Raw genomic sequence first — 12,756 nt, forward strand, 5'->3', positions numbered from 1 at the left:
GAGGAGAGCGGCGTGAGCCAGATCGCAAAACAGGAGATCGAACGGGAGATTCACTCGGTCGCCCGCGGCCACGTCGACGTGGAACTGGAGGGCCAGGACCGCGCGGTGGTCTACGTCGAGGAGGACGACATCTCCTACGTCATCGGGAAAGGCGGCGGCCGCATCAGCGATATCGAGGACCGACTGGGCATCGATATCGACGTGCGGACCCACGCCGAGAACCCCAACCCCGGCGACGACGACGATGAGACCGCGACGGTCGGCGGCCCGCAGGGTGAGGTCGTCCAGCCCGAGATCACCGCCCGTCACGTCGTTATCCGGATGGACGACCACGTCGGCGAAACCGTCGAGGTCCGTGCCGGTGGCGACTACCTCTTCACCGCCACGGTCGGCCGCGGCGGCGACGTGCAGGTCTCCCGCGGCTCAGCCATCGCCGAGGAGCTCGAGGACGCCATCGACCGCAAGCAGCAGATCACGGTCGTCCCCGCCTGAGGCGGTCCGGTTTCGGGACGACTCTCGTGGCCCGCATCAGGAGCCTCCCGACTGCGGGCTGTTCTTCCTGCTTTTCAGTCACAGAACGGTCTCCAGAGCGACGCGACTCTCCTCGGGGTTCGTTTCGCTTCTGCCTGTTCGGGCCTCGTGAGAACCCCGTCCGTTACCCGGGCTCCGCGGTCGATACGTCGACCCAATCGGTCGTGACCGGCCACGTCGGATACCCGCGACCGACGGGTTCAACCTTCCGCACACAGTACACTTGACCGAATGAGTAAGGAGTACATCGAGGTCCGCGGCGCCGAGGAGAACAACCTCGCGGACCTCGACGTCGAGATCCCTCGTGAAGCGTTCACCGTCGTCACCGGCCTCTCCGGGTCGGGGAAATCGTCGCTCGCGTTCGACACCGTCTACGCCGAGGGCCAGCGCCGGTATATCGAGAGCCTCTCCGCGTACGCGCGGAACTTCCTGGGCCAGATGGACAAGCCCCAGGTGGAGTCCGTCGAGGGGCTCTCCCCGGCCATCTCCATCGACCAGAAGAACGCGGCGAACAACCCCCGGTCGACGGTCGGAACCGTCACCGAACTACACGACTACCTTCGCCTGCTGTACGCCCGGGTCGGCACCCCCCACTGTCCGGAGTGCGGTCGCAAAGTCGGCACCCAGAGCGCCCAGCAGATGGTGCGCCGGCTGTTCGACCTGCCCGAGGGCACCCGCGCGAAGATCGCCGCGCCCGTGGTCCGCGACCAGAAGGGGGCCTTCGAGGACCTGTTCGAGGAGCTCGTCTCCGAGGGGTACGCTCGCGTCGAGATCGACGGCGAGCGCTACGATCTCACCACCGACGACCCCGACCTCGACGAGAACTACGACCACACCGTCGACGTGGTCGTCGACCGCATCACCGTCGAGGAATCGGCCCGGTCGCGCATCACCGACTCCGTCGAGACCGCCCTGGAGGAGGGCGACGGCGTGCTGAAGATCATCCTCCCCTCGCCCCCGGAGGAGCTCCCGAGCGCCTTCGGCGGCAACGTGAGCCGGAGCACCGGCGATCTCGCCGATGACACTGCCGCAGAGGACCGGCTCGTCGTAGAGTTCTCTGAGGAGCTCGCGTGTACTCACTGCGGCATCGACTTCTCCGAGATCGAGACGCGGTCGTTCTCGTTCAACTCCCCCCACGGCGCCTGCCCGGACTGTGAGGGAATCGGCGAGACGAAGGAGGTCGACGAGGACCTGGTCGTCACTGACCGAGACAAGCCGATCAAGGACGTCTTCGAGGCCTGGAGCTACAACCGCTCCTACTACCGGACTCGGCTCGATTCCGTCGCCGCCCACTTCGGCGTCGACGTCCGGACCCCCTTCTCGGAGCTCACCGAAGACCAGCAGCGCCAGTTCCTCTACGGCACCGATGGGAAGGTCGTTTTCGAGCGCCAGACCAAGAACGGCACACGGCGCAAGGAGAAACGCTTCGAGGGCGTCATTCCCAACCTCGAACGTCGCCACATCGAGACCGAGAGCGACTCCACCCGCGAGCATATCGAGGAGTACATGGCCGTCACAACCTGCCCGGCCTGTGAGGGGACGCGCCTCAAGCCGCAGTCCCGCTCGGTGCTCGTCGACGGCACCTCGATCTCCGAGGTCAACCAGCTGAGCATCGGCGACGCCCGTCGCCACTTCGAGGGGATGGAGGAGAACCTCTCCGAACGGGATCTGGTCATCGCCGAGGAGATCTTCAAGGAGATTCGCGCGCGTCTGGGCTTCATGGAGGAGGTCGGGCTGGAGTATCTCACGCTCGACCGCGAGGCCTCGACGCTCTCGGGCGGTGAGAGCCAGCGCATCCGGCTCGCCACGCAGGTCGGCTCCGGGCTCGTGGGCGTGCTCTACGTGCTCGACGAGCCCTCTATCGGGCTCCACCAGCGTGACAACGACCGGCTGCTCAACACGCTCGCTGGGCTGCGCGACCTCGGGAACACGCTCATCGTCGTGGAACACGACGAGGAGACGATGCGCCGGGCCGACCACGTCATCGACCTGGGCCCCGGCCCGGGCAAGCGCGGCGGCGAGATCGTCGCCGAGGGCGATTTCGACGATATCGTCGCGAGTGAGGCGTCCATCACGGGCGACTACCTCGCTGGGCGCAGGCAGGTCCCGGTCCCCGATGGGCGTCGCGACACCGACCAAACCCTGACGATTCGAGGCGCCCGCCAGCACAACCTGAAGGACCTCGACGTGGCGCTCCCAGTCGGGCAGTTCACCGCCATCACCGGCGTCTCCGGCTCCGGGAAATCCACCCTGATGCACGACGTGCTCTACAAGGGGCTGGCCCGGCAGATGAACGACAACACGAGCGTCGACCCGGGCGAGCACGACGCCATCGAAGTGCCGGAGGGCGTCGAAACGGTGCGGCTCATCGATCAGTCGCCCATCGGCCGCACCCCGCGCTCGAACCCGGCGACCTACACCGGCGTCTTCGATCACATCCGCGAGGCGTTCGCGAACACGAAGCTGGCCCAGACACGGGGCTACGAGAGGGGTCGGTTCTCGTTCAACGTGAAAGGCGGCCGCTGTGAGCAGTGTGGCGGGCAGGGCACCGTCAAAATCGAGATGAACTTCCTCTCGGACGTCCACGTGCCGTGTGAGGAGTGCAACGGCGCGCGCTACAACGACGAGACGCTCGACGTGGAGTTCAAGGGCGCCAACATCGCCGACGTGCTCGACATGGACGTCGCCGAGGCCTACGACTTTTTCGAGGCGAACCCGCAGCTCCGTCGCCGGCTGAAGCTGCTGAAGGACGTCGGACTGGGCTACATGCGCCTGGGTCAGCCCTCGACGACGCTCTCGGGCGGGGAGGCCCAGCGCGTGAAGCTGGCCGAGGAACTCGGGAAGAAACAGACCGGCGAGACGCTCTACCTGCTCGACGAACCCACGACGGGGCTCCACAAGGAGGACGAGCGCAAACTCATCGAGGTGCTCCAGCGGCTCACCGACAACGGCAACACCGTGGTGGTCGTCGAGCACGAACTCGACCTGGTCAAAAACGCCGACAACGTGCTCGACCTCGGCCCGGAGGGCGGGGAGGACGGCGGGCACATCGTCGCAACCGGCACGCCCGAGGAGGTTGCCCGGATGGCGGACTCCTACACCGGGGAGTATCTGCGCGACCACCTTCCGGAGGTGGACCTGCAGGGCCCGCGTGCGGACCGGCGCAAGCCGGCGGCTGCGGAGGCGACGACCAGTGACGCAGTGGCCGACGTGTCCGACGCCGACGAATCCGAAGCTCACGAAGCCGACGACGGAGAGGCCGAGGAGACGCCGCCGCCCGCGGCCAACGACGACTAGTCATGGCCGAAGCTCCGCTCTCACGGCGGCGACTCCTCGCGGTGGGCGCGACGGCGACGCTGGGCGCGCTCGCGGGCTGTACCGACGAGGAGGTCGCCCGACTCAACCCGTTCTGGGACGCGCCCATCACGATGAAGGTTATCGCCGCCAGCGGCGACGAAACCGAGACGACCTGCACGCTCGACGCCGACGAAGTCGACGATATCCCGGAGCTGAAGCGCCCGCTTCAGCGACTCTCGGGCGCCGAGGACGGCCGACGCATCGTGAAGCGGCTCACGACCGGGACCGGGCAAGAGATTTCGAACATGCTCACCCGCAAGTGTGGGGACAGCATCGGTGGGCTCTATCAGTACGAGGGCGAGTGGTTCCTGATGGGCCTGACGTTCGAGGCCCAGGAGGACCACCAGCAGCACCACGAGGAGCAGGGCGGTCACGGCGGGACCGAGACAGCCACTCCGACCGAGACAGCCAACTGAGACCGCTGTCGTGCCTGCCGTCGTCCCCGGCCGTCAGCCGCCTCGGCGCTACCTTTTTCGCTCCACGACACTGCCGTTCCGGGTATGAACACTGTGTACGCCGCCTACGAGGACGCGCTGCTCGTCGTCGACGACGCGACCGGCGACCCGAGCGCGACGATCCGACTCGACGGCTACCGGCCGGAGTGTGTCGCCGCGGCCGGTGACATTTTCGTCGGGACGTTCGAGTCGGGGCTGCTGCGCTCGACTGACAGCGGGAACCAGTGGGAGCGCCTCGAGGGGATCGACGAGGACGCGGTGATGTCGCTCGCGTTCGCGTCCGACGACCCTGGGACCATCTACGCCGGTACCGAACCCAGTGCCGTCTATCGAAGCCGGGACGGTGGCGACCGCTGGGAGCGACTCGAGGGGTTGACCGACCTCCCATCCTCCGAGAACTGGTCGTTCCCGCCCCGGCCCCATACCCATCACGTCCGGTGGATCGAACCGGCGCCGAACGACCCGAGTCTCCTCTACGTCGGCATCGAGGCGGGTGCGCTCGTGCGCGGGCATCTCGACGAGGACGGTGTGACCTGGGAGGACCGCGTCGAGGGCTCGCGCGTGGACACACACACGATTACGACCCACAAGGATCGACCGGGCCACGCGTGGGTCGCTGCCGGCGACGGCTACGCCGAAACGATTGATTTCGGCGATACGTGGTGCCATCCCCAGACCGACCTCGAGCACAGCTACTGCTGGAGCGTCGCCGTCGATAACGCCGAACCGAGGCGAGTCATCATCTCCGCGGCGTCGGGCGCCGGCAATGCCCACCGGTCGCCGGGCGAGGCCTACCTCTACCGCAAACAGGGGGAACGCTGGGAACGGCTCGATGACGTGGCCGTTCCGACCGGGAAGGGGGCGCTTCGGTCTGTTCTCCGGCGAGGAACCGACGCGGGCGACTTCTGGGCGGCCAACAATCACGGGCTTTACCGGACCGAAAGTGGCGGTGATTCGTGGGACGAGGTCGGTATCGACTGGCCCGAGCGCTTCACCGACCAGACCTGCCGCGGGCTGTGGGTCGTCGACTGACCACTGCCCGAGCTTTAAGTGGGAGAACCGGACCACTCCGGTCCATGAGCTGACGAGGGACGCAGGCCGCACTGGGCGGGAGCCTGACGCACCGGCCTGTGCAGGGAGCGCGTCGGCTGTCAGCCCCCAACCACGGGACATTTATCTCCCGACTCGGTAGGCGCGGCTATGTACGACTTCGCCGTCGTCGGTGTCGGGCCCGCCGGCGCCAGGGTCGCCCGCCGGGCCGCGGAAGCCGGCTACGACGTCGTCGCCTTCGAACAGGGGAGCGTCGGGACGCCGCTCGCCTGTTCGGGCCACGTCTCACTCGACATCTGGGAGTTCGTTCCCGATGGGGCGCGGGAGCGCCTGCTCCAGAACGCGGTGTACGGCGCGCGGTTCCACACCGGCGGCCCGGGGAGCCGTGCCTATCCGTTCTACAAGGACGAGCCGGTGTCGAACGTTATCGACCGGGAGGAACTGGACCGCATCCTCGCCAACGCCGCTCGCGACGCGGGCGCGGCGGTTCACGAACACCACACCGTCACCGGCATCGATGAAGGAACCGACAGCGTCGAACTATCCGTTTCACCGGACGAGGGCGAGAGCTTCACCGTCGAGGCGAAGATGGTCGCCGGCTGTGACGGGCCCGTTTCGCGGGTGCGACGAGCGGTCGGGCTCCCGGAGCCACAGGAGACACTCCACGGCGTGCTCGGCTTCGACTCGGAGCCAGACCACCAGAATTTCGTCGACGTCCATCTGACGGTGCCGAGTTTCTTCGCCTGGCGAATTCCACGCGGCGAGGCGGGCGTCGAGTACGGACTCGCGGCCCGCCCCGACATTGACCGGGACGTTCGCGCCCGCTTCGACCAGTTGACCGAGGCCTACGGCGCAGAAACCGGCCGGTTCTGCTCTGGCGCGATTCCGATCGGCCCGCCGGACGCGGTCACCTCCCAGCGAGTGTTTCTCGTCGGCGACGCAGCGGCACAGACGAAACCGTTCACCGGCGGCGGTATCCTCTATGGTATGCGTTCGGCCGATAACGCAGTTCGGACAATCGATCCGGACGACCCGGCGACGCTCTCAGCGTACGAGCGGGCGTGGCGCGATGAGCTCGGCCGGGAGATCCAGATGGGCCACTGGCTCCGGCGGGCGTACTCGCTACCAGAATCGGTCCAGAACGTTGGGCTCCGACTGACGGCCGGGGAGATCGGCGTCCACATGGATCAGCCGACGTCGCTGTTCTCCCGGGAGCATCTCCGGAGTTACCTGCCCTGAAGCGGCTCAACGGGGCTCCAACGCCTCCTCGACGGTCCGGAGATCACGAACCAGGAGCTGCAGCAGCGGCGATTCGTCCTCGCCTTCCTCGTACAGGCGGACCCCCCGGAACTCGACAGGCACCGGAACCCCATCGACTGGGATGGTGACGCGGACGCTATCTTCGGCGCGGCCTTCCGCAAGGGCATAGAGGAAGCGCGCGAGCGTGTGTCGGTCCGCCTGGTCGACGAACAGCGTCGGATGGCTCCCGATGAGCTCCGGTTCCTCCCGGCCCAGAAGTTGGATGCCGGCCTCGTTGACGTACACGAGCTGGCCGTTATTGAGGAGCAACACTGCCTCCGGGAGCAGTTCGAGCAGCCGGTAGTAGCGGTCCCGCGAGCGGATGAGCTGGTCTGCGTACCTGCGAGCCTGCATCAGCGTCTCGAGCCGGCGTTCGAGCGTCGGCTCCCGTATCGGCGTCCGGATCGTGTCGTCGACGCAGTCCCGGATATGCTCCGGCAGCTGGTCGAGCGTACCGAGCTCGCCCGCGCTGCTTGGCTTCGAGCGCAACAGCAACACCGGGAGAAACACCGGCTCCATGCGCCGACGTGCTGACAGGTCGTCACCGGCCTGTCGAAGCGTCTCCGTGTCGACGATAACGCAGTCGAACTCCGCGTTGAACGCCTCGTTGGAGTCGGCGACGATCGGGAGATAGCCCGGCTCGCTTGCCAGCCACTTGCCAAGGACTCGACGATGCTCCCCTTCACGCATCCGGAGGAGGACGCGTCGCTCATCCGACGGATTACGTCCCATTTTCCACGAGCTCCGGTGTCCCGATGAGAAACTGCAGACCGAGCACCGTTTTCCCGGTTCCGGGTGGGTCACGGCGCATATACGTCCGCTCCGCGTTGAGACCCCTCTCCAGCACGTCCTCAAGAGCACCCACACCCGTAGAGACGCGTTCGGCGGACATGCCGTTGGAATGAGCCCCACCCACCAAAAGCATGGTTGCTGGTTCAGCGCGTCTCAGCGAAACCGCTTGATGGATGGCATCGATGGGTGGGGATGGAGGATGTCGACCTCGCCGGCCGAACTGCGCTGGTGACTGGAAGCGTCAAGGGACTCGATTGGGGGGTTCTGCTTGCCCTCGTCGACCGCGGCGCTGACGTCGCCGTCCACTACTATTCGAGGGACGAACGCGCCGCGGAGACAGCTGCCGACGCCGACGCACTCGGTGCGGAGTCGATCACGGTACAGGGCGACGTAACCGACCCGGCGGGTGTCGACGACGTACTGGACGGAGATCGATCCTCGACCTGGGGGGCTCGCGACGAACCTGACGGCGACGATGCTGTTTCAAAGCGGGTGCTCTCGAGCATGCGCGAGGCGACCTGGGGGGCGGATCCTCGACGTCGGCTACGCCGGCAGCGAAAACCCGTTAGCCGGCCCCGTGAACTTCCCGTACTTCGTCGCCAGGACCGGCGTGCTGATGTTCACTCGAATGCTCGCGTCCGAGACCCAGGACGACGGTGTGACGGTGAACGCCGTCTCGCCGTCCGTCATCGAAACGGGCGACGCGTTCCCGGAGGAGGCGCCACTGGGCCGCTGGGCGACCGTCGAGGACGTGGCGAAGCCCGCGCTGTTGTTGTCGGGCTGACAGCGACTACGTCTCCAGGGAGAACATCGAAATCGACGGTGGCCGGCTGCCCGAATCGATCTAGTAATCCGGCGCTTCGTCCTCGACTTCGCGCTTGAGCGATTCGCGGCGGGATTTGGCGTCGCGGCCGGTCACTTCCTTCAGGAACGCGTTCTTGTTGTCGACGGCATCGCCGGCGGCCTGGAGCTGATCCGGGTCGAGCTCTGTCGGGTCGCGCTCCGCGAAGTGGACCGCGAGCTTGTCTTTCTTCCCGGAGTACTCGACGGTACCGGCGACGATCTTCTCGAACACCGGGTTCTCCGGGTCCTCGAGCACGTGGAGGTCGCTCCCTTTGTACTCTTCAGTCCCAGTGATGTCCCCGAAATACTCCTCGATCAGTGTCTCCATGTCGGGGACCCGTTCCTCGAGGGTCTCCCCCCGTCGCATCTTGTACTCCTTCATGCGCCTGCTTTGGCAAGCGACCCGTTTACCTGTTGTGGGTCGCTCCGATGGCAGTGTTGAACGCGCATCTCGACACCGTCCCCACCGACGAATCGGAATGGAAGACGAGTTCGTTCGACGCAGAGGTCGAAGACAGTCGGATACATTGTCGGGATGCATCCTAGTGATTACTGCGAATCGGTGCATCGACGGTGTCGAACGCCGCCGGTTCAGGGGCTCCCATCACCGACACGGATGGTCACGGCGGGACAGACTCGCAGTAATCACTACCGAGTCAAACGACCGAATCCCAGCGGACACATTAGCGGGCAAAGCTCTTACCGACTCAACGCTGCTTTCGGATGATGCCACCGTCGTGATTACACTTTCCGCAGAGGAAGAAACTGGTGGCCCAGCAGGGCAATAACCGATTCTCGAGGCGGGTCCCTTCCACTTCTTGGCAGCGAATCGGCATATCGAACTCGTCCGGGAGAATGCGTGGCAACTGCTCGGGGAAGAATTGATAGTTCACGGCACCAACGGATTCATCGACGCACCGTTCTTTGCCGCATCTGGCGCAAAGACACTGAAATACGGCCCCGGCGGCGAACACTCCACTGCCCACGGGCCAGACGAAAGCGCGGACCTGGGTCAGATAGCAGAGACGGCGGCCGTCATGACAGCCAACGTCATCGATATAGGAAGGAAGGAAGGGTAATTTGACCTCCCAATCACAGTGTCGAACGAACGTCCACGGCAGAACGAGTTCGCACTGGGCCACGGAACGGAGAGAACTGCGTATGAGTAATACTACCAGTGATGAGATGAACCAGTACAATCACGATATCGTCATCATCGGCTGTGGAATCGCCGGATTAACAGCAGGGCTCCGAGCATGCGAGCTCGGCCATTCTGTCGCGATCCTCGAAAAATCACCAACGAAGCATCGTGGTGGCCACACGCGATTCACTGAGTCATTCCGGATTCCGACTGCGGACATCGACCTCGACGTGGAGTTCAACGTCGAGGATTACTCCACCTCGGACTTTTATTCGGATATCATGAAGGTGACTAACTACCAGGCAGACGAGGAGCTGGCAAAGCGGGTGGTCGACGACGCTGGGGAGATGTTCGAGTGGCTGACGAAACACGGTATCGAGTGGGAGTATCAAGCGCCTCACCCGGGCTATACAGCCGGACGCGTGTGGCTCGAGGGTGAAGAACTCGTCGACGAGATGGTGGAACTCATCGAGGAACAGGGGGGCGAGTTCTATTACAACACGGAAGCACGTGGCTTCCATCGCGATGAAGCAGGTGACGTCAACGGCGTCGATGCCCGAACCGAGGGAAAGCGGGCTTTCTTCGAAGGGGACGGGATCATCCTCGCTGCGGGTGATTACGGTTCGAGCAAGGAAGCCAGAACTCGATACTACGGCCCGGGGTACGGTGAGATGAAAGTTCGCGGGAGTCGGTACAATACCGGTGAGGCAGTCGAAGCCGCCATCGACGTCGGTGCGAAAACTGACGGCGAATGGGGAGATGCCCATATGGCAATTATCGACGTTGAATCCCCGGACCAGGAGGGGGGGATCACTCGGATCGACGGGTATCAGTACGGGCTAATCTTGAATCACGAGGGAGAGCGCTTCGTCGACGAGGGAGAGGACTCACGTGCACAGACGTATGCAAAGTTCGGTCGGGAGATTTTCGAACAGCCGTACCACGAGGCGTTCATCATCGTCGATTCTCAAACGGTCGACGATATCGCCCATCTGGGCCCGGGCCGTCCCGTGACTGGCGATTCACCCGAAGAACTCGCTCGCAGGTTGGGGATGGAGAACGTCGACCAAGTCGTCGAGACAGTCGAGGAGTTCAACGCGGCCTGTGACCCCGGTCAATACGACCCGGACATACTCGATGGCAATGCGACGGAAGGAATCTCCCCGTCGAAATCGAATTGGGCACTTCCGCTCGACGAACCACCCTATACTGGGTATCCAGTGACAGGGGGGATGACATTCGCATTCGGGGGAGTGGCAATAACACCAGATGCTGAGGTTGTCGATACAACCGACCATGTACTTCCAGGGTTGTTTGCCGCAGGCAATGCTACTGGTGGTCTCTTCTATACAAATTACCCCGGTGGCACAGGATTGACGAATGCAGCGGTCTTTGGCATGGTCGCAGCCGAAAGCGCATCCGAATACGTGGGTAGTGAGGGGATACAGTAGGGATTTATTCGCTCCGGCTCTCACTCGGCTTTCCGGCGCTCGGTGATGTACCCTTTCCGACAGTCGGGACAGATGTCGCCGGCTCGCATCGAGGAGTTGCCCACATCGCGGGTCAGCCCGCACTCCGAGCAGTAGTACTCGAGTTGGGCCTCCCGGCTCGACTGCTCCAGGTTGATGTTGGGTTCGGGCGCCTGTGTCCCGCCGCTATCGTCATCGCCTGCCGACGCGGTGTCGGCGCTGGACTGGCTGCTCTCGCTCGCGGGGCTCTCCGGGCTCGCGCCCGCCTCGACGCCGTTGTTCTCGTTCTGGGGCTGGTCTGGCGTCAGCCCGCCGCCGAACTCCACGTCCGCGGGCTCGCCGTCGGGCTCTGACGCGTCGTGACCCTCGTCCTCACCCGACGTTTCCGGCCACGGCGTATGACCGGTCTCCTCGGTGGATTCCTCAACGGCGTCTTCGGACTCCATCGCGCCGTCGCCCGTCTCGGCGGGTTCGCTCGGCTCGGGGTCGCCGCTCTCGCCGTCCAGAATCACTGCGTCCTCTGACTCCACCGCCGTCGGCTCCTCGTCGGACGGCTCCGGGTCAGCCGGCTCAGACTCAGTCGGTTCGGGCTCGCCCTCCTCGACGACTGGCTCCTCGGTGTCGTCGCCCATGATAACCGCGTCCTCGCCATCGGGAGCGTCGGACTCGGTTTCGGTGGAACCCTGACCGGGGACCTGCGACGGGTCGGCCTGCTCGTCCCACTGCTCCCGACCCTCCTGGGGCGGGCTCCCATCGTCGAGGATTTCGGCATCCTCCTCGGGGGTGTCGGGCTCCTCGACGTCCTCGTCAGACGGCCGACTGTCGGGGTCGGCGGGCGTCTCGTCCTCCCCCACTTCGGGTTCGGCAGTCCTCTCTCCCTCGTCGGTCTGGATCATCTCATCGTTCTTTTCGGCGCTCTCGATGATTTCGGCTACTCCCTCGTCGACGTCGCCGGGTTCGTCCGTGCTCACGGCTGCCTCTTCCGGGTCCGCATCGGTCGAGTCGCCGCCGACTTCGAGCTCGTCGGTGCTCCACTGGTCGGCGCCGCCCGACGTCTGCTGTCCCGTCGTCGTCGGCTCGTCGCCCCCGCCGACCGAGCCCGTAGCACCCCACTCGTCGGCGCCGCCCGTCGCCGATGGCTCGTTCGTGGCTGGCTCGCCGGGTGACCCAACGTTGGCCGACTCGCGGAGCTGATCGATGGATTTGATCTCCTTGTTCTCGCTGACGACCTGCTTCTCTCCGCAGCGCTGACAGGTTTTGACCTCCCTGACGGTAACGACGACCTCGTTACCCTCCTCGTTGCGTTCACGCTCGGTTTCGGGTTCGCCGAAATTGTGCCCGAGCAGACACCTGAGTCCCATTACCTTCGATAGACGGCCCCGAGACTAAAAATACCCCGCTACGGCGGCCGCCGAAGCCAAAGAGGGAATCACGACGGATCTCCAGGGCAACGGGGGAGCCAGGACGCCGTACTGAGGCCGGTAGACGTAAGCCGTTCGCCGCTTGATTGAGGGATATGGCGCTCCGTCCAGAGCACCGAGACCGGGACGAGGTCGAACTCGGTGTGCTCTCCGCACTCGCCGACCGCGCCGGCGAGGGGATGACCGTCTTCGAACTCCGCGCGGCCGTCGACGCCGATATCGATCGGCTCGAACCCGCGCTGGCTGACCTGAAAGAGGCAGGGCTCATCGAGGTCGAACGGGAGGACGACAGAACGGTTCTCTACCCCGCAGACGAGGTCGTTATCGACCCGGAGAACCCGCCGGACGAAGAGCCCAGCGTGCTCGACATCATCCGCGAGCGGTTCGGGCTCTGACCG

The 12,756-nt window shown here is 65.0% G+C and carries 14 protein-coding genes and 1 pseudogene; 10 read left to right on the top strand and 5 right to left on the bottom strand.

Going from position 1 to position 12,756, the window contains the following annotated elements; genetic code table 11:
• The 5 genes from V5A38_RS05785 to V5A38_RS05805 form a co-directional block, all read left to right on the top strand.
• A partial coding sequence (locus V5A38_RS05785; RefSeq protein ID WP_332324795.1) for a KH domain-containing protein occupies nucleotides 1–492 on the top strand: 492 nt, incomplete at its 5' end.
• A gap of 270 nt (nucleotides 493–762) precedes the next feature.
• Nucleotides 763–3,828, top strand: coding sequence for an excinuclease ABC subunit UvrA (gene uvrA / locus V5A38_RS05790; RefSeq protein WP_332324796.1), 3,066 nt, complete (start codon nucleotides 763–765; stop codon nucleotides 3,826–3,828).
• Between the two features lie 2 nt (nucleotides 3,829–3,830).
• Nucleotides 3,831–4,304 (top strand): hypothetical protein, encoded by a 474-nt coding sequence (locus V5A38_RS05795; RefSeq protein ID WP_332324797.1) that lies wholly within the window; start codon nucleotides 3,831–3,833, stop codon nucleotides 4,302–4,304.
• Nucleotides 4,305–4,388: 84 nt separating this feature from the next.
• Entirely contained in the window at nucleotides 4,389–5,375 is a 987-nt protein-coding gene (locus V5A38_RS05800; RefSeq protein WP_332324798.1) for a hypothetical protein, read from the top strand.
• Nucleotides 5,376–5,543: 168 nt separating this feature from the next.
• Nucleotides 5,544–6,632 carry a geranylgeranyl reductase family protein gene (locus V5A38_RS05805; protein ID WP_332324799.1) on the top strand — a complete coding sequence of 363 codons (1,089 nt, stop codon included), beginning with the start codon at nucleotides 5,544–5,546 and terminating at the stop codon, nucleotides 6,630–6,632.
• A 6-nt stretch (nucleotides 6,633–6,638) separates the two neighbouring features.
• Here V5A38_RS05805 and V5A38_RS05810 read toward each other — a convergent pair whose 3' ends face one another.
• Genes V5A38_RS05810 through V5A38_RS05820 form a run of 3 tightly spaced genes read right to left on the bottom strand, consistent with a single transcriptional unit; the run spans nucleotide 6,639 to nucleotide 7,790 of the window.
• Complete coding sequence (locus V5A38_RS05810) at nucleotides 6,639–7,424, bottom strand: PAS domain-containing protein (RefSeq protein ID WP_332324800.1); 786 nt, start codon at nucleotides 7,422–7,424, stop codon at nucleotides 6,639–6,641.
• On the bottom strand, nucleotides 7,414–7,584 hold the full coding sequence (locus V5A38_RS05815; protein ID WP_332324801.1) for an ATPase domain-containing protein: 171 nt from the start codon (nucleotides 7,582–7,584) through the stop codon (nucleotides 7,414–7,416). The genes V5A38_RS05810 and V5A38_RS05815 overlap by 11 nt, the downstream gene beginning before the upstream one ends.
• A gap of 53 nt (nucleotides 7,585–7,637) precedes the next feature.
• Nucleotides 7,638–7,790 (bottom strand): hypothetical protein, encoded by a 153-nt coding sequence (locus tag V5A38_RS05820; protein WP_332324802.1) that lies wholly within the window; start codon nucleotides 7,788–7,790, stop codon nucleotides 7,638–7,640.
• On the opposite strand from V5A38_RS05820, the pseudogene V5A38_RS05825 reads away from it, so the two are divergent.
• Nucleotides 7,749–7,850 (top strand): annotated as a pseudogene (locus V5A38_RS05825) (oxidoreductase); the annotation flags it as partial. The gene V5A38_RS05820 and the pseudogene V5A38_RS05825 overlap by 42 nt on opposite strands.
• 109 nt (nucleotides 7,851–7,959) lie before the next feature.
• The gene (locus V5A38_RS05830) at nucleotides 7,960–8,268 is read left to right on the top strand and encodes an SDR family oxidoreductase (RefSeq protein WP_332324803.1); all 309 of its coding nucleotides are present in this window, start codon (nucleotides 7,960–7,962) and stop codon (nucleotides 8,266–8,268) included.
• Nucleotides 8,269–8,328: 60 nt separating this feature from the next.
• Here the strand turns inward: V5A38_RS05830 and V5A38_RS05835 are convergent, their stop codons facing one another.
• Nucleotides 8,329–8,709, bottom strand: a complete 381-nt coding sequence (locus tag V5A38_RS05835) for a DUF5611 family protein (RefSeq protein ID WP_332324804.1) — start codon at nucleotides 8,707–8,709, stop codon at nucleotides 8,329–8,331.
• 436 nt (nucleotides 8,710–9,145) lie between these two features.
• On the opposite strand from V5A38_RS05835, the gene V5A38_RS05840 reads away from it, so the two are divergent.
• Nucleotides 9,146–9,406 (top strand): M20/M25/M40 family metallo-hydrolase, encoded by a 261-nt coding sequence (locus V5A38_RS05840; RefSeq protein ID WP_332324805.1) that lies wholly within the window; start codon nucleotides 9,146–9,148, stop codon nucleotides 9,404–9,406.
• 82 nt (nucleotides 9,407–9,488) lie between these two features.
• Entirely contained in the window at nucleotides 9,489–10,919 is a 1,431-nt protein-coding gene (tcuA, locus tag V5A38_RS05845) for an FAD-dependent tricarballylate dehydrogenase TcuA (RefSeq protein WP_332324806.1), read from the top strand.
• Between the two features lie 20 nt (nucleotides 10,920–10,939).
• On the opposite strand, the gene V5A38_RS05850 is transcribed toward tcuA, so the two are convergent.
• On the bottom strand, nucleotides 10,940–12,298 hold the full coding sequence (locus V5A38_RS05850) for a hypothetical protein (protein WP_332324807.1): 1,359 nt from the start codon (nucleotides 12,296–12,298) through the stop codon (nucleotides 10,940–10,942).
• Between the two features lie 155 nt (nucleotides 12,299–12,453).
• On the opposite strand from V5A38_RS05850, the gene V5A38_RS05855 reads away from it, so the two are divergent.
• Complete coding sequence (locus V5A38_RS05855; protein WP_332324808.1) at nucleotides 12,454–12,753, top strand: DUF6432 family protein; 300 nt, start codon at nucleotides 12,454–12,456, stop codon at nucleotides 12,751–12,753.
• Nucleotides 12,754–12,756: the final 3 nt, after the last annotated feature.

Source organism: Halolamina sp., assembly GCF_036626355.1.
Lineage (GTDB): Archaea > Halobacteriota > Halobacteria > Halobacteriales > Haloferacaceae > Halolamina.